At 50.7% G+C, this 16710-nt stretch carries 18 protein-coding genes and 3 tRNA genes; 14 read left to right on the top strand and 7 right to left on the bottom strand.

The features are described from left to right. The first annotated feature begins 229 nt into the window (after positions 1-229). The 4 genes from pobA to bglJ all read left to right on the top strand — a co-directional run bounded on the left by pobA (position 230) and on the right by bglJ (position 3946). Positions 230-1414, top strand: a complete 1185-nt coding sequence (gene pobA, locus U0026_RS19590; protein WP_062778629.1) for a 4-hydroxybenzoate 3-monooxygenase — start codon at positions 230-232, stop codon at positions 1412-1414. Between the two features lie 27 nt (positions 1415-1441). After that, positions 1442-2305, top strand: coding sequence for a helix-turn-helix domain-containing protein (locus U0026_RS19585; RefSeq protein WP_062778643.1), 864 nt, complete (start codon positions 1442-1444; stop codon positions 2303-2305). A 274-nt stretch (positions 2306-2579) separates the two neighbouring features. Beyond that, a complete protein-coding gene (locus tag U0026_RS19580) occupies positions 2580-3305 on the top strand; it encodes a helix-turn-helix transcriptional regulator (protein ID WP_062778631.1) in 726 nt (241 codons plus the stop codon). Beyond that, the gene (gene bglJ, locus U0026_RS19575; RefSeq protein ID WP_073971218.1) at positions 3266-3946 is read left to right on the top strand and encodes a DNA-binding transcriptional activator BglJ; all 681 of its coding nucleotides are present in this window, start codon (positions 3266-3268) and stop codon (positions 3944-3946) included. Before U0026_RS19580 ends, bglJ begins: the two co-directional genes overlap by 40 nt. A gap of 10 nt (positions 3947-3956) precedes the next feature. Here the strand turns inward: bglJ and U0026_RS19570 are convergent, their stop codons facing one another. Continuing rightward, on the bottom strand, positions 3957-4415 hold the full coding sequence (locus U0026_RS19570; RefSeq protein WP_062778635.1) for a YbaK/EbsC family protein: 459 nt from the start codon (positions 4413-4415) through the stop codon (positions 3957-3959). A gap of 337 nt (positions 4416-4752) precedes the next feature. Between U0026_RS19570 and U0026_RS19565 the strand changes: the two genes are divergently transcribed. Then, positions 4753-6099, top strand: coding sequence for a PTS sugar transporter subunit IIC (locus tag U0026_RS19565; RefSeq protein ID WP_062778637.1), 1347 nt, complete (start codon positions 4753-4755; stop codon positions 6097-6099). A 35-nt stretch (positions 6100-6134) separates the two neighbouring features. On the opposite strand, the gene fhuF is transcribed toward U0026_RS19565, so the two are convergent. Together fhuF and U0026_RS19555 are read right to left on the bottom strand one after the other, a co-directional pair. Then, entirely contained in the window at positions 6135-6923 is a 789-nt protein-coding gene (gene fhuF, locus U0026_RS19560; protein WP_062778639.1) for a siderophore-iron reductase FhuF, read from the bottom strand. Between the two features lie 102 nt (positions 6924-7025). Further along, entirely contained in the window at positions 7026-8090 is a 1065-nt protein-coding gene (locus U0026_RS19555) for a GGDEF domain-containing protein (protein WP_062778640.1), read from the bottom strand. Positions 8091-8314: 224 nt separating this feature from the next. Here U0026_RS19555 and U0026_RS19550 point away from each other — a divergent pair, with 224 nt between their 5' ends. Continuing rightward, on the top strand, positions 8315-8554 hold the full coding sequence (locus U0026_RS19550) for a DUF1435 domain-containing protein (RefSeq protein ID WP_062778641.1): 240 nt from the start codon (positions 8315-8317) through the stop codon (positions 8552-8554). A gap of 34 nt (positions 8555-8588) precedes the next feature. Here U0026_RS19550 and U0026_RS19545 read toward each other — a convergent pair. From U0026_RS19545 to rsmC, 4 genes are all read right to left on the bottom strand, one after another. After that, positions 8589-8674: transfer RNA gene (locus U0026_RS19545), tRNA-Leu, on the bottom strand. A 33-nt stretch (positions 8675-8707) separates the two neighbouring features. Beyond that, positions 8708-8793: transfer RNA gene (locus U0026_RS19540), tRNA-Leu, on the bottom strand. A 27-nt stretch (positions 8794-8820) separates the two neighbouring features. Then, positions 8821-8907 (bottom strand) — tRNA-Leu (locus U0026_RS19535). Between the two features lie 167 nt (positions 8908-9074). Beyond that, positions 9075-10106 carry a 16S rRNA (guanine(1207)-N(2))-methyltransferase RsmC gene (rsmC, locus tag U0026_RS19530; RefSeq protein WP_062771587.1) on the bottom strand — a complete coding sequence of 344 codons (1032 nt, stop codon included), beginning with the start codon at positions 10104-10106 and terminating at the stop codon, positions 9075-9077. 135 nt (positions 10107-10241) lie between these two features. Between rsmC and U0026_RS19525 the strand changes: the two genes are divergently transcribed. The 8 genes from U0026_RS19525 (at position 10242) to U0026_RS19490 (ending at position 16698) form a co-directional block, all read left to right on the top strand. Further along, entirely contained in the window at positions 10242-10655 is a 414-nt protein-coding gene (locus tag U0026_RS19525; protein ID WP_062771590.1) for a DNA polymerase III subunit psi, read from the top strand. Then, the gene (gene rimI / locus U0026_RS19520) at positions 10624-11070 is read left to right on the top strand and encodes a ribosomal protein S18-alanine N-acetyltransferase (RefSeq protein ID WP_062771593.1); all 447 of its coding nucleotides are present in this window, start codon (positions 10624-10626) and stop codon (positions 11068-11070) included. The genes U0026_RS19525 and rimI overlap by 32 nt, the downstream gene beginning before the upstream one ends. Positions 11071-11087: 17 nt before the next feature. Further along, on the top strand, positions 11088-11765 hold the full coding sequence (gene yjjG, locus U0026_RS19515; protein WP_062772259.1) for a pyrimidine 5'-nucleotidase: 678 nt from the start codon (positions 11088-11090) through the stop codon (positions 11763-11765). Positions 11766-11857: 92 nt separating this feature from the next. Next, the gene (gene prfC / locus U0026_RS19510) at positions 11858-13447 is read left to right on the top strand and encodes a peptide chain release factor 3 (RefSeq protein WP_062771596.1); all 1590 of its coding nucleotides are present in this window, start codon (positions 11858-11860) and stop codon (positions 13445-13447) included. A gap of 382 nt (positions 13448-13829) precedes the next feature. Continuing rightward, positions 13830-14426, top strand: coding sequence for a molecular chaperone OsmY (osmY, locus tag U0026_RS19505; RefSeq protein WP_062771599.1), 597 nt, complete (start codon positions 13830-13832; stop codon positions 14424-14426). Positions 14427-14554: 128 nt separating this feature from the next. Continuing rightward, positions 14555-14716, top strand: coding sequence for a DUF1328 domain-containing protein (locus U0026_RS19500; protein ID WP_065426276.1), 162 nt, complete (start codon positions 14555-14557; stop codon positions 14714-14716). A 132-nt stretch (positions 14717-14848) separates the two neighbouring features. Further along, positions 14849-15922 carry a patatin-like phospholipase family protein gene (locus tag U0026_RS19495; protein ID WP_062771602.1) on the top strand — a complete coding sequence of 358 codons (1074 nt, stop codon included), beginning with the start codon at positions 14849-14851 and terminating at the stop codon, positions 15920-15922. Continuing rightward, positions 15919-16698 carry a metal-dependent hydrolase gene (locus tag U0026_RS19490; RefSeq protein ID WP_062771605.1) on the top strand — a complete coding sequence of 260 codons (780 nt, stop codon included), beginning with the start codon at positions 15919-15921 and terminating at the stop codon, positions 16696-16698. The genes U0026_RS19495 and U0026_RS19490 overlap by 4 nt, the downstream gene beginning before the upstream one ends. Positions 16699-16710 lie beyond the last annotated feature (12 nt).

Genomic DNA, 16710 nt, shown 5'->3' with positions numbered 1-16710 from the left:
GCGCGCGATGGGGCTATCCGGTCGTGATCAAACAATGTGCAAAAATTCGGCGACATTTACGCAGAGTCAAAGAGTTGATGCCGCCCACACTTTTGCAAAACTGTTCGAAAGTGCAATTTTTGAACGGATTCTGGCCTTCTTTTTCATCATCGAGTTATCAAAAATGCACTCTGAAACTTTATAAATACAAAAAACAAACAAATAATTAACCAGAGTGTGAGGCCATCCTATGAACACGCAAGTCGTTATTATCGGTGCTGGACCTTCCGGGCTGCTGCTTGGGCAGTTGCTGCATAATGCCGGGATTAAAACCGTGATACTTGAGCGCCAGACGCCAGAGTATGTTCTGGGACGTATTCGCGCAGGCATCCTGGAAAATGGCACCGTTGAGCTATTGCGTGAAGCGGGTGTTTCCCGCCGGATGGACGCTGAAGGGTTGATTCATCACGGTGTCGAATTTCTGTTTGCCGGACAACGTATTCCGGTCGCGTTGAGTGAACTGACGCACGGTAAGAGCGTGATGGTGTATGGCCAAACAGAGGTGACCCGCGACCTTATGGAAGCGCGGCAGTCCAGCGGCGCACCGACGATTTATGGTGTTGAGCAGGTTGAACTGCATGACCTGAAAAGTGATAAGCCATCCGTGACATTTATGCACAATGGCGAGCGAGGCAAAATTGAGTGTGATTTTGTCGCAGGCTGTGATGGATTCCATGGCGTTTCACGGCAAAACATTCCCCGTGAAATTTTGCGGGAGTATGAAAGCGTCTGGCCGTTCGGCTGGTTGGGTCTTCTGTCGGACACGCCGCCGGTGAATCCGGAACTGATTTATGCCCATCATGAGCGTGGGTTTGTTTTGTGTAGTCAGCGCTCACTAACCAGAAGCCGCTATTATTTGCAGGTGCCGCTTACCGATAAGGTGGAGCAGTGGACGGACGAACGTTTCTGGAACGAGCTGAAATGCCGATTACCGGATGAATTAGGCCAAAAGTTAGTGACTGGTCACTCACTTGAGAAGAGCATTGCGCCGCTGCGCAGCTATGTGGTGGAACCGATGCAGTTTGGTCGTATGTTCCTTGTTGGGGATGCTGCGCATATCGTTCCACCCACCGGTGCCAAGGGGCTGAATCTGGCGGTGTCGGACGTAAACTATCTGTGGCGTATTCTGCGTCAGTATTACCATCACGGGCGTGCAGACCTGCTGAGTCAGTATTCGCAACTGGCGCTGAACCGGGTATGGAAAGGCGAGCGCTTCAGTTGGTTTATGACCCACTTGCTGCATGACTTTCAGAACAAGAACGCGTTTGACAAGAAAATGCAGGAAGCCGATCGTCAGTACTATCTGGGGTCGCGTGCGGGCCTGACAACTATTGCTGAAAACTATGTCGGGTTGCCCTATGAAACGGTGGAGTAAAAGATGAAACGAGTGGGCGTTGCGCAGATGACACCAGATAGCGTGCCGGTGTTTAAGCTCTATGGCGAACATCGCGGTTGGCCGACGCCCGACCTGTTGCACTGCGAATCGATTCTTAAACGCAGCAGCCTGTATTCCTGGCATATCCGGGTGCATCAGCACGTTGAGCTGGTGCAATTACTGTACCTGCATAAAGGCCAGGCGGAGATTGATATTGAGGGAACGCGACGAGTGGTTAACGAAGCGAGCATTCAGGTCGTGCCCTCGCTGTGTGTCCATGGTTTTCGCTTTTCGCCGGGGACTCAGGGATATGTTCTCTCATTGGCATTGCCGCTGCTGAGCCAGCTTGAGACGCAGTTTGGCCGTCAACTTGATGTGCTCAACTTACCAATCTGTATTCCGGTTAAGCTTTCGAGCAGGCATATCCATACCGTCTTCGCGGCGCTGCTTGACGAGTATACACAGGAGAATGATGCGCGGGAGATGATGCTCTATTCATTGCTAAGCGCGTTGCTGGTGTGGTTAAACAGGCAAGGGACGAAGCCTGTGGCTGTGGAGGATAAAAGTGAACGTAAACGCGGAGTGCTGCGTCAATTTGCCCGGCTGATTGAAAGTCACTATCGTGAACATCTTTCTCTGGCGGAGTACGCGCAAAAACTGGGAATATCGACCACCTACCTGAACAGCCTATGCCGGGAGTTTCACGGTACCAGTGCGCTGGGGGTATTACATCAGCGTCTGTTACTGGAGGCAAAAAGAAGCCTGCAGTACACCAGTATGACGATCACGCAGGTCTCTGATTATCTAGGATTTAGTGATGTAACTTACTTCTCTCGTTTTTTCCGCAAGCGGGGAGGTATGACCCCAAAAGAATTCAAGCTGAGAATGTAACTAAGGTAGGAAATATAATCCATCTATTTTAATTTTGCTTACGACATTATTAATATTTTCTAAGTTATTGCGTGTAATTTGATATGCCATACTCCACGAATCAATCCTGCCAGTACATCCGTGTAGCAACATAATTTATTGGCTTTTGATTATCGAAATAAAATTGCACCAAAGGAAATGGAAACGGATGGGTTTATTTTTCTGATAATATTTTCTCCCACGTAAAAGAGTTTTATATTCAGGAAGTGAATCTTCGAATGGATACGGAGGTTTTATGTCGCCAGAGTTCTGTAAGTTCGCGGTGATAATTAGCAAGATACCGGTTATGCAGTCCGGGCTTAGTACCATCATGGGAGCACATTTTCCCGATTATGAACTTAATTTTTGTCAGTCTCTGGAAGAGTTAACGCTGCTTCAACTTCGGCGTACTGATGTTGTTATTATTGATTTCTCAGGCGATATCAGACACCCGCGTGCGCTCTGTGAACAATACTATACGCTATTGTCGCAGTATCGTGATATCCATTGGGTATTTATGATTAGCCGGCAATATTATTCCTTAGCGGTTGAATTTCTTATGCGGCCGGAAAGTACCTTACTCTCCGATTCTGATTCGGTTGATCGCGTCATAAAGGCCATCCAGCAGAGTGGTGTCAGTACAGAAAACATCAGCCAGACGCTGCTTTCATTACAAAATAATGATGAGATTGAAAGTGACAGCGACCGTTTAGTGATACTGACGCTCTCAGAACGTAAAGTACTGCGTTTATTAGCGAAAGGATGGGGAATCAACCAGATTGCTGCATTGTTGAAAAAGAGTAATAAAACCATTAGTGCACAGAAAAATAGCGCGATGCGCCGTCTTTCCCTGCGCAGTAATGCTGAAATGTACGCTTGGATCAATAGCAATCAAGGGATGAAGGAACTTAATCTCTACTCAGCTTATGGAGAACAGGCCGAATGGAAAAGCACAGCAGGAAGCAGTGCATCGCTATTATAGAACATTGCATCATGACAGAGGTTGGCCTCCGTCATCTGCTCAAAAGCACCCAGGATGGCGACTGTACATTTCACTATTTTCGCTCTATTGCCAGCTTTAAGCAGGCACTCCGCCAAACCCAGTTTGATACGGTCGTGTGCAGTTTATCCGGTTCACGAGAAATGCGCATCGAGTGCTTATTCACCATGGGTGAAATAGCCCGTCGCTACCCTGAGATGATACGTATAATTCTGGCTAACGATAAAGCTGAGGTTGAGCTTATCAAGCAGCTTTCACCTATCTACATTCATGGCGTGTTAAACAAGTCCAATGAGTTGTCTAGCCTGCGACAAAGCATTCTAGCGCTGTTTATTGAGGCTGAGGGGCAAAAAGGGACAGATGCTTCTATACAACATAGTGATAGCCATTTTCTCAGTCCGACTGAAAATATGATTTTGCGCTACATGACCTATGGCTATTCTTTAATGGATATCGCCGAGCAGCTGGGCCGCAACATCAAAACTATTCGTGCGCACAAATTTAATGCGATGACTAAGCTGGGTGCAAATTCTGATGTTGATCTACTGAGTGCGGCCGATTTATTGGTATCGTTGCCCGATAGAAATATTGCCTACACCCAGTCTCTACTCCGTCCGCTTTAGAAGTGATCTTTCAGAGACAAACATCCACCCACGTCGCAGCGGTGAGGCTAGCCATCCTCTGAGGGGAAATGCGAACGGCACTGTGGATTGCTCCTGCGGCAGGAAGCACTTCATCATAGTGTTTAAGTGATACGTCGCAATAAACGGCCAAAGGGTTTTCCAGGCCAAACGGGCAAACCCCACCGACGGGGTGCCCGGTGAGTTCGACGACTTCGTCACAACTGAGCATCCGCGCTTTTGCCCCGAAAGTCTCTTTCAACTTCTTGTTGTCCAGCCGGGCATCGCCCTTCGCAACGACCAGAATGACCTTATCCTTGATCTTTAATGAGAGTGTTTTAGCAATTTGCCCGGGTTCAACCTGGTGTGCGGCCGCCGCCAGCGCAACGGTTGCGGTACTTTGCTCCAGCTCGATAATGGCAATATCGGGTGCGTGCTCGGCAAAGAATTCTCGTACGGACTGTAGGCTCATCGATTTCTCCTGATATTTCGGCGAGCCACTCTGTCATAAAGCCAGCAGGGTTGTAAATATTGCACCTGAGTTGTGCAAAAAATGTTTGATTTCTGGATCTCCTTCACAATCAATGCAACCGGTTACTGTAACCGGTTGCTGTTCTTCGCGCGGCGAATGATACTGCGGAGGTAACTTCCTTTGTATCTATAATAAGAGCCGTGTATGAACTGTATTCAAATGAACATCAATGCGGGCCACACACCCGTGCGTCATGGTAGTTCATCGTATGCCCAGTTATGCGTCGGCAAAATCATCGTTGCTGTGCTTACGTCTAAAGCCTGTCAGGAGGGCTGCTATGTCTGCTAATCACGCTGCATTTAATTTAATATTTCGTTTTGTAGAAAATTACATAAGTCCTGTGGCAGGACGAATTTCCTCTCAGCGCCACGTCATGGCTATCCGTGACGGTTTTATCTCTGCTATGCCTTTCATGATTGTGGGTTCGTTTCTGCTTGTCTTCGCTTATCCGCCTTTCTCGCCGGATACGACCTGGGGCTTTGCCCGCGCGTGGTTAGATTTAGCGAAAGAATTTGAAGGCCGCATTCTGACACCGTTTGATATGACAATGGGCATCATGTCCATCTATATCTGCGCGGCAATATCCTACAACCTCGGTAAACACTACGAAAAAACCAACCAGCTTGATCCTTTCATGTGCTCGATGCTGTCGATCATGGCATTCCTGCTGGTAGCCGCACCAAAAACCAGTGGGCATATGCCGGTTGATAGCCTCGGAGGCACCGGTATTTTTACCGCGATTCTGGTGGCTGTTTACTGTGTTGAGCTGATGCGTTTCCTGAAAGTCCGCAACATCGGGATCCGATTACCGGATCAGGTGCCGCCGATGATCAAAAACTCATTCGATCTGTTGATCCCGGTATTAGTCGTCGTGCTGACGCTGTATCCGCTGAGTCTGTTTATCCAGAGCCAGTTCGATATGCTGATCCCTCAGGCTATTATGTCGCTGTTTAAACCGCTGGTTTCTGCGGCTGACTCTTTACCCGCGATTCTGCTGGCAGTTCTGATCGGTCACCTGCTGTGGTTTGCGGGTATCCACGGCGCAGCAATTGTTTCCGGTATGCTGCAGATGTTCTGGTTAACCAACCTCGGTTTAAACCAAACGGCGCTGGCACAGGGTATGCCGTTGCCACATATCTTTATGGAAGCTTTCTGGACCTTCTTTATCGTAGTCGGCGGGTCTGGGGCGACGATGGGATTGGTATTCTGCTATCTGCGTAGTCGTTCAGCGCACCTGCGCGCCATTGGTCGTCTGAGCGTGGTACCTAGCTTATTCAACATCAACGAACCGGTGATTTTCGGTACGCCAATTGTGATGAACCCAGTGTTCTTTATTCCGTTCCTGCTGGCACCGATGGTGAACGCCGTTATCGCCTGGTCGGCGGCGAAGTTGGATCTGATTGGTCGCGTCATTTCAGTGGTACCGTGGACGGCTCCAGCACCTATAGGCGGCCCATGGGCGTTAGGCTGGGATTTCCGTGCGGCGATTCTGGTGGTGTTGTTAGTCTGCGTATCGGCAATTATCTATTATCCGTTCTTCAAAGTGTATGAAAAACAGTTGCTTGAGCAGGAAAATGAAGAAGCGCAGCGTGTGGCGGCAGAAGAGAGCCAACAGGTTGCATAATGAGTAAAAAATTAACGGGGCGAAAGCCCCGTTGATTATTTGAGGGTACAGTCACCGCATTGTTGAACGTCAGGCAGGCGGTAGCGCTGGCAGCAGGTGCGACGCACTAAGCGACCATCACGCATCACCACGGTACGCCACAGCGGATTATCCTGACCATCATCCAGCGTTTTATTAAAGAAGCAGCGTTGGCGAAGCAGGTTAACCCGCTCCTCGCCAAGCAGAGCGATCATTTCCCCGAGATACCAGTTAATTAAATAACCGGTGTTACTCCAGATGAGCTTACCGTTGATCTCTCCCGTCGCCTCGAGCGCCTGAATAACCGGGATCAGCGTTTGCGTCACCAGATTGTCCATACGGTTGGCGATCGGTTTTTGGCTAGTTCCCAGGTCAGGGTGTACATCGACCCAGAAGCAGGCGGCACGACCGGTTTCGTGAAACTCCACGCGGTAATGTTCAGCAGAGAGTGAAATTGCGGATTCTTCGGTCAGCAGCGCCAGCATCAGTGGCGGTACCAGCAGGCCGATGTACCACTGCGCCCACAGCGAAATAAGTGGCTTATTTTCCCGTGGCTGCAGCGGCTGATTGCGGTAGATATGATCCGAGTAGATGGCCAGCAGAGAACTCAGTTCCGTGGGCTTGGCCCATTCGCTCAGCGTTTTAGCCCGGTCTGGGGCCGCTTCATTCAGACGGAAAAGTTCCAGCATATGAGGACGCTGTTCCGCAATTTTCGCACGCAGAGACTCTGCGAACGCATTTTCCCTCGCAGGAAGCGGCGTTCGCCAGATGAGGTCTTCGGCGATGGGAGCGGAACGGTAAGCCATAGTATTAGCTGGATACAAACCTAAATGATAATGATTAGCAATCCTAGCTATAGATAAAACCAAGCGCAAGCGCTTTATGGCCCGTGCTTGGTTTTTGTGAACTTAGACAGCCGGTACCTGGTCGCTGGTCAGGATATTATTACGCCCCATATTTTTGGCCTCATACAGCGCTTTATCCGCCATTTGCATTGCCGCGTCGATATTGTTATCGCTTAATGGGGCGACGCCAATGCTGACCGTCACGTGGGTCGCGACGCTGGCATTAAACATATGTGAGATTCTAAGGTCATAAATATGCTGGCGAATCCGCTCTGCTGCCAGCATGGCTGTTGGCATATCACAGTTAGGCAGCAGTACCATAAATTCTTCGCCACCAAAACGGGTCACGATGTCGCGAGAACGCACGGAATTGCGAATGGCGGCAGAGACGCGCATCAGCGCCTGATCGCCCATCATATGACCATAGTGATCGTTGTAGGCCTTAAAATGGTCGATATCCAGCAGCAGCACCGAGTGTTGCCCGGGACCTAATGCCATCAGTGAATCCAGACGGAACTGAAAACCGCGGCGGTTATAAAGGCCGGTAAGGGGATCAAGCATGCTCAGGCCGTTAAGCGTTTCTCGCTCTTCCAGCAGTTTATACATTAACCCTTGGGCAAAACTGTCATTACGCCGTTGAATAACATACTGAATAGCAATCCCAATTAATGGTAGGGCAAAACAGTAGGCCATCCGCCACCATTGTTCCGCATCGCTGGTAAACAGGCAGACAATAAAGGTTGGCAGTGAATGAAGCGCAAACGCAACGATATTATTTGAGAATGCAATTGTCCCGACAAATAGTACGCTGAATAGCGCAACGAGTTGGAAATTATCATTTATCGACGGCAGCGTATGAGTTTTACTTAAAATATGCCAGGCCCATAAACAGCCAAAAACCGCCGAAATTATCGGGACATTCAGACGGATACGGGCGTACCGCCAGTTCCATAGCAGCAGCACACCGCTGCTTATCGCAATCAACGCTGCGGGCAGAGGAAAAATGTTGGTGTCAAATATCGGGCTGAAGACAGACAGCGCCGACGAGACCAGATTAAGAAACAAAAACAGCCGGAACGTGAGCTGATATTTTTGTGCGCGCAGTGTGCGCCATGATTGTACTGTCATATTTAATAGTTGTAGTGAGCCTTAAATAAGTAAGTGCATAAAAAACAAGAATAAAACATGAGGCAAAACGCGAATATTCAAATATTCGACATATTATTTTCAGTACAACCTATCACCATACAATATTCATGTCATTAATGATTATGAAAACTTGGTGTACAAGAAGACAAATAACAAAAAATAACATATGATATTGAGTATCATTATCATTTGCGGATTGAGTTATGTTACGGCGAACATTAGGCAGTGGCTGGGGCGTTCTTATTCCTGGCATCGCAATTGTGATACTCAGCACTCTGGGGCTGTCGGCGGATGTCTGGAGAGGGATGATTACGTGCGGGCTGTTGCTGAGCGGTGCGATGATCTGGCATCGTCAACTGCGTCATTTTGTCTTATTGCCATCGTGCATTGCGTTGATTGGCGGCATGGTACTGATATCGATGAATTTAAAGCTGATGGAATAATTAGAAAGGAAAATTTGAGAAGAGAACGAGAAGCTGGTGCGAGGGGGGGGACTCGAACCCCCACATCCTAAGGACACTAACACCTGAAGCTAGCGCGTCTACCAATTCCGCCACCTTCGCACAGTAATCTCGTTGCTATTATATCGCCCTCGTTGGTGCGAGGGGGGGGACTCGAACCCCCACATCCTAAGGACACTAACACCTGAAGCTAGCGCGTCTACCAATTCCGCCACCTTCGCACAGTGCGAGCGATATAACGTGGTTTATGGTGCGAGGGGGGGGACTTGAACCCCCACGTCCGTTAGGACACTAACACCTGAAGCTAGCGCGTCTACCAATTCCGCCACCATCGCATACCATCGACACTTAAAAAGTATCGTTACCACGGAGGCGCATTCTAGTGGTTTTACGCTGGGCGTCAATAGATAATTGTTAATGCTTGTGCAATCGTCGAAAAAAAAGACGTTTCAGCATGGGGGGCAGGCCGGGGGGCGTAAACGCCCAACCCGGCCAACATTCACTAGGCTTTTTTCGCCTGGCGGGTCAAAACGGTGCGGTAGACTTTGAAACGACCGGTTTGCGCGATGACTTCGTGGAAGCCGAACATCTCATCGAGAATGGCCGGATACGGCAGGAAGGCGTTGGCGACGATACGCAGCTCACCGCCACTGTTCAGATGACGCACTGCGCCGCGGATCAGCGTTTGTGCTGCGTCCAGACTGGTTTGCATGCCATCGTGGAACGGTGGGTTGGAGATGATCATGTCAAAACGACCGTTAATCTCAGAGAAGACGTTGCTCGCCAGAACCTCACCTTCAATACCGTTTGCTGCAAGCGTAGCGCGGCTTGCGTCGACCGCTGCTGCGCTGACATCACACAAGGTCAGACGAACTTTCGGTGAGTGAGTTGCCAGCGATACCGCCAGCACGCCCGCGCCGCAGCCAACATCCAGCACTTTACCCTTGGTATGCGGGGTCAGCGTGGAGAGCAGCAGTTGGCTACCCACGTCCAGGCCATCGCGGCTGAATACGCCCGGCAGAGTTTTGATCGTCAGATCTTCCAGCGTGTATTCGCCCCAGAAAGTCTCGGCATTAAACGTTGGCTGTTTTTCCAGACGACCGTGATACAAACCACAACGACGCGCGCTGTCAATTTTGTTCAGCGGAGCGTATTCCGCCAGCATTTGCTCTGCGCTACGTACGCCGCTACGGTTTTCGCCAACCACGAAAATATCCGTACCGACCGGCAGCAGAGACAGAATGTTCATCAACTGGAACTGAGCTTCCGGCTTATTCTTCGGCCAGTAGTAAATAAAGGTATCGCTATCCGCGACATCTTGCGCTTCGGCAACAAGGCTAAAACGGACATTCTCTTCCATCTGGCGGCTCAGCACCTGCCAGTGGTGTAATTGCTGAGTATGCGCACGGCTCGCGGCGGTTTCCAGGCGAGCGGGCAGGTCATCCTGCATATCGCCGGCAAAGAAAATACGGCTCTGTTCGAAATCATCACTGTGGCGCAGCAAGACTTCACTTGCCGGGGTAAAAGCAGACATGAATTAATCCTCAATAAACTTAGGCGACGATTATACACGTCATCCTGCAAGTTGCCTCTACGTTGATAGAGTGTCATTGGCGCAGTTTCGATGAATTTGCTATATTTGCGCCCTTGATAGACAGGAGCGTTTCACATGACATCCCGGCGAGACTGGCAATTACAACAGTTGGGTATTACCCAGTGGTCACTGCGCCGCCCCGGGGCGCTACAGGGTGAAATCGCCATTACGCTTCCGCCGCACGTCCGTTTAGTGATGGTTGGCGAGGCGTTACCCGCGCTGACGGAGTCGCTGGTGAGCGATATTCTACGCGCTTTGTGTATGACGCCAGACCAGGTTTTACCGCTGACGCCCGATCGCGTAGCGATGCTACCGGAAGGTAGCCGCTGTCACTGCTGGCATCTTGGCAACGATATGCCGACGACCCTGGAAGGGGTTACGCTATCGACGCCTTCATTTAATGAACTGCAAGCCAGCGCGCCTGCGCGCGCCGCGCTTTGGCGACAAATTTGCGCTCATGAACACGATTTCTACCCTCAGCACGACTGATTTACCCCGCGCCTTTCAGATTGAAAAGCGCGCTCATGCATTTCCCTGGAGTGAACAGACCTTCGCCAGCAATCAGGGCGAGCGCTATTTGAATCTCCAGATGTCCGTTGACGGCGAGATGGCGGCCTTTGCTATTACGCAAATAGTGCTGGACGAAGCGACGCTGTTTAATATTGCCGTCGATCCTGCGTTTCAGCGCCGTGGCCTGGGACGTGAACTGCTTGAACATCTCATTGATACGTTAGAAGCGCGTGGCGTGGCGACGTTGTGGCTTGAGGTGCGCGCGTCAAACCACGCCGCTATCGCCCTGTATGAGAGTTTAGGCTTTAACGAAGCGACCATTCGTCGCAACTATTATCCGACGGCCGAAGGTCATGAGGATGCCATTATTATGGCGCTGCCCATCAGTATGTAAGACAAGGTGAAAAGATGATGAAGTGGGACTGGATTTTCTTCGATGCCGACGAGACGCTGTTTACGTTTGACTCGTTTAGCGGCTTACAGCGGATGTTTCTCGACTACAGCGTGACGTTTACCGCGGAAGATTTTCAGGACTACCAGGCGGTGAATAAACCGCTGTGGGTGGATTACCAGAATGGGGCTATTACTTCGCTCCAGCTTCAGCATCAGCGCTTTACCGGTTGGGCTGAACGCCTGAACGTGCATCCGGGCGACCTCAACGATGCCTTTATGAATGCGATGGCCGAGATTTGCGCGCCCCTGCCGGGTGCGGCTTCGCTGCTGGATGCGCTGAAAGGTAAGGTTAAAATGGGCATTATCACCAACGGGTTTACCTCGTTGCAGCAGACCCGCCTTGAACGTACCGGTTTTAGCGATCTCTTTGATCTGCTTATTATTTCTGAACAAGTGGGTGTTGCCAAACCGGATCGTCAGATCTTTGATTACGCCCTCGAACAAGCCGGCCATCCTGACCGTTCCCGCGTCCTGATGGTCGGTGATACCGCCGAGTCTGATATTCGCGGTGGCATGAATGCTGGCTGGGCAACCTGCTGGTTGAATGCGCACCAGCTGCCGTTGCCGGCAGGCATTAAGCCTGACTGGACGGTAACTTCATTACCGGAACTGGAGCGACTCCTGTGTAAACAGTGATTGCCAGCCCCCTATTGATGGGTAAAATAGCCGCAATTTTTTCGTATTCAACATGCGTGGCGCATTGCTACGTTTACTAAGAAGAATGAATTATGACGTTGTCTCCTTATCTGCAAGAGGTGGCCAAACGCCGCACTTTTGCCATTATTTCTCACCCGGATGCCGGTAAAACGACGATTACTGAAAAGGTTCTGTTATTCGGACAGGCCATTCAGACCGCCGGTACCGTAAAAGGCCGTGGCTCCAACCAGCATGCGAAATCCGACTGGATGGAGATGGAAAAGCAGCGTGGTATCTCCATTACCACCTCCGTGATGCAGTTTCCGTATCACGACTGTCTGGTGAACCTGCTGGATACCCCGGGGCACGAAGACTTCTCGGAAGATACCTACCGTACCCTGACGGCGGTTGACTGCTGTCTGATGGTTATCGATGCCGCGAAAGGCGTCGAGGATCGTACTCGTAAGCTGATGGAAGTTACCCGTCTGCGTGATACGCCGATCCTGACCTTTATGAACAAACTTGACCGCGACATCCGCGATCCGATGGAAGTGCTGGATGAAGTTGAGCGCGAGCTGAAAATTGGCTGTGCGCCGATCACCTGGCCGATTGGCTGCGGCAAGCTGTTTAAAGGCGTTTATCATCTTTATAAAGATGAAACCTACCTGTATCAGACCGGTAAAGGTCACACGATTCAGGAAGTGCGCATTGTTAAAGGCCTGAACAATCCGGATCTGGATGTCGCCGTGGGTGAGGAGCTGGCTCAGCAACTGCGCGATGAACTGGAACTGGTCCAAGGTGCGTCCAACGAATTCGACCAGGAGCTGTTCCTGGCAGGTGAAATTACCCCGGTATTCTTCGGTACCGCGCTGGGTAACTTCGGCGTTGACCATATGCTGGATGGCTTAGTGGAGTGGGCGCCTGCGCCGATGCCACGTAAAACCGACACCCGCCTGGTAGAAGCGCAGGATGAGAAATTTACCGGTTTCGTGTTTAAAATTCAGGCCAATATGGATCCTAAACACCGTGACCGCGTGGCGTTTATGCGCGTGGTATCCGGCAAATATGAAAAGGGCATGAAGCTACGTCAGGTGCGTATTGGTAAAGACGTGGTGATCTCTGACGCGCTGACCTTTATGGCGGGTGACCGTTCTCACGTGGAAGAAGCTTATCCGGGCGACATTATCGGTTTGCATAACCACGGCACCATCCAGATTGGCGACACCTTCACACAAGGTGAGATGATGAAGTTCACCGGTATCCCGAACTTCGCGCCAGAGCTGTTCCGTCGCATTCGCCTCAAAGATCCGCTGAAGCAGAAACAGCTGTTGAAAGGGCTGGTTCAGCTATCAGAAGAGGGTGCGGTTCAGGTATTCCGCCCAATTTCCAACAACGATTTGATTGTTGGCGCAGTGGGTGTGCTGCAGTTTGATGTGGTCGTTGCTCGCCTGAAAAGCGAATACAACGTCGAAGCTATCTACGAATCTGTTAACGTCGCCACCGCCCGTTGGGTAGAGAGCAAAGACGTGAAGAAATTCGAAGAGTTTAAACGTAAGAATGAGATTCAGCTGGCGCTGGATGGCGGTGATAACTTGACCTATATCGCGCCTACCATGGTAAACCTCAACCTCACTCAGGAGCGTTATCCTGAAGTTGAGTTCCGCAAAACGCGCGAGCACTAAAATCCCCCACAGGGCGCGGCAGCCGCTGCGCCCTGATACTTTCCCTTCCTTTTTAGCCGCTTACGGAAAGTTCTTAATTACCTTCTTTTTGCCCAACGAAGCGGGCGATTTCAAAATTGTGATCTATATTTAACAAAGCGATGACATCTACGTTGGCTTTAAATGTCGATAATCTCGTTTGGTTAGGCGCTTATCGCCAACGTTTGTTTCTATCGCAATATTAATAACTGGCTCAGAGCAAAATTTAGCGGTGATTGATTGCCTAGGATACTTGGGATGACCGCTATCAAAACTTGAGCAGGGCGATGTTGGCCCTATTCAGCAATGCAACCTGCGTGTTGCAAATGCTCAAATTGCGAGCAAAACATACAGGAATATATTGATGACGATGAAAAAACTGACGATTTCTAAAACGCTGCTTGCCGTGATGCTGACTTCTGCTGTCGCTACCGGTTCCGTCTACGCCGAAACGTCCACCATGGACAAGGCTCAGGCGAGTGCTGAAAGTGCCGGTAATAAAGTGGGTAACTTTATGGATGACAGCACCATCACAGCGAAAGTAAAAGCTGCTCTGGTGGATAACGATAGCATTAAGAGCACCGATATCTCGGTCAAAACAGACAAAAAAGTCGTGACGCTGAGTGGTTTTGTACAAAGCCAGGCTCAGGCCGAAGCGGCTGTTGCCGCGGCGAAAACGGTTGAAGGTGTCTCCTCAGTGAGTGACAAACTTCACGTTCGCGACAGCAAAGAAAGTTCAATGAAAGGCTATGCCGGTGACACGGCAACGACCAGCGAAGTAAAAGCTAAACTGCTGGCAGATGACATCGTCCCTTCGCGTCACGTAAAAGTTGAGACCACCGATGGCGTTGTACAGCTCTCAGGTACCGTGGAGTCTCAGGCGCAAAGCGATCGTGCCGAAAGTATTGCCAAGGCAGTTGATGGTGTGAAAAGCGTCAAAAATGATCTGAAAACGAAGTAATTGGGCGATATTTTGCCTCCTGATATTTGGCAGGAGGCAAAATGTGCACCACACTAAAAATATTGCATGTGAGTGGCTTGAACGTTCACAGCAAGCGGTCGACATTAACTTTGGTCAAGGAGAAGCTTATGTTTCGTTGGGGCATTATATTTCTGGTTATCGCGTTAATTGCCGCCGCATTAGGGTTTGGTGGATTGGCGGGTACCGCTGCGTGGGCAGCGAAAGTCGTGTTCGTTGTGGGGATTATCCTCTTCCTGGTCAGCCTGTTTACCGGGCGTAAACGGCCTTAGCACGTAACGCGCAGCGTAAACGTAAAGTAAACTAGCATCAAAGCCAGTCCATAGGACTGGCTTTATTAGTTTTAGCGGCTGCAAAATTAGGCTACTTTGTAAGTCTTAAGACTAAAAAACAGGTAGGCAGAGGTGGGGCAGCGTATACCCGTCACGCTCGGCAATATTGCGCCATTATCGCTGAGTCGTTTTAACCCCGGTCGCATGGCGCTGGTTTGTGAGGGTGGGGGACAGCGCGGAATTTTCACCGCAGGCGTGCTTGATGAGTTTATGCGAGCACAGTTCAACCCTTTCGATCTCTATTATGGCACCTCTGCAGGGGCGCAAAACCTTTCCGCTTATTTGTGTAACCAGCCGGGTTACGGACGTAGAGTGATCATGCGTTACACCACCCGGCGCGAGTTTTTCGACCCGGTGCGGTTTGTCCGTGGTGGCAATCTTATCGATCTCGACTGGCTCGTCGACGCTACCGCAGGCCAAATGCCGCTGGCGATGGAGGCGGCCGAGCGTCTTTTTGAAACGGGAAAATCGTTTTATATTTGCGCCTGTCGAGGGGATGATTACACCCCCAGCTATTTCTCGCCCACTAAGCAGAACTGGCTCGATGTTATTCGCGCTTCCAGCGCTATTCCCGGCTTCTATCGTACCGGTGTTGCGCTGGATGGCATCAACTACCTGGATGGTGGCGTCAGCGATGCGATCCCGGTTCGTGAAGCGGCAAAGCAGGGCGCGAAGACGCTGGTGGTGATCCGTACCGTTCCGTCGCAAATGTATTACACGCCGCAATGGTTCAAGCGTATGGAACGCTGGCTGGGTGAAAGCAGTCTGCAACCGCTGGTCAATCTGGTGCAGCATCATGAAACCAGCTATAGCGAAATTCAGCAATTCATTGAAAATCCACCCGGTCAGCTGCGTATTTTTGAAATCTATCCGCCGAAGCCGCTGCTGAGCATGGCGTTAGGTAGCCGGATTCCAGCGCTACGGCAAGACTACAAAACAGGACGTTTATGCGGGCGCTATTTCCTGGCGACCGTGGGCAAGTTGTTGGCGGATGAACCCCCGTTAGTCCGTCATATTTCACCAATCATAACGTCTGCGCCGCTGTTCACTCCCCCAGCTCCGGTGGCGAATGATATTCCTGTGGCGGCAATGACTGATGTGCCGCAGGCAAACGACACAATTTTTAATCATGAGGATCTGGCGTGAACGGCCGTTTTATTGATACGCACTGCCATTTTGATTTCCCGCCGTTTAGTGGAGATGAAGCCGCCAGTCTCCAGCGCGCCGCCGATGCGGGCGTGGGCAAGATCATTATTCCGGCCACCGAGGCGGAGAATTTTACCCGCGTATTGGCGCTGGCCGAACAGTTCGCGCCATTGTATGCCGCCGTTGGGCTGCACCCGATCGTGGTAGAACGTCATGATGATGGGAGTCTGGCGGCGTTAGAGGCGGTGCTGGCCGCTAAGCCGAAAAAACTGGTCGCTATCGGGGAGATTGGGCTCGACCTGTATCGGGACAATCCGCAATTTGAACGCCAGGCGTTTTTGCTGGATGAACAGCTACGGTTAGCTAAGCGCTATGACCTGCCGGTGATCCTGCATTCGCGTCGCACCCACGATAAACTGGCGATGCACCTGAAACGACACAATCTGCCGCGAACCGGCGTGGTGCATGGTTTTTCCGGTAGCTTGCAGCAAGCTGAACGCTTCATCCAGTTAGGCTACAAAATTGGTGTCGGCGGGACAATCTCCTACCCGCGCGCCAGCAAAACCCGTGAGGTGATGGCGGCATTACCGTTGGAAGCGCTGATACTGGAAACGGATGCGCCAGATATGCCGCTGAACGGTTTTCAGGGACAACCGAATCGACCAGAACGGATTGCGGATGTGTTCAGCAGCCTGTGCTCGCTACGGTCAGAGTCGCCTGAACAGATTGCCCAAACGCTCTATAACAACACCTATGCACTCTTCTTGAACTTGTAGAGTGACTGATCT

Origin of the sequence: Kluyvera intermedia (genome assembly GCF_034424175.1) — a bacterium.
GTDB lineage: Bacteria > Pseudomonadota > Gammaproteobacteria > Enterobacterales > Enterobacteriaceae > Kluyvera > Kluyvera intermedia.
The sequence above is the reverse complement of the archived record's forward strand: the minus strand, read 5'-3'. Positions and strand labels throughout refer to the sequence as shown.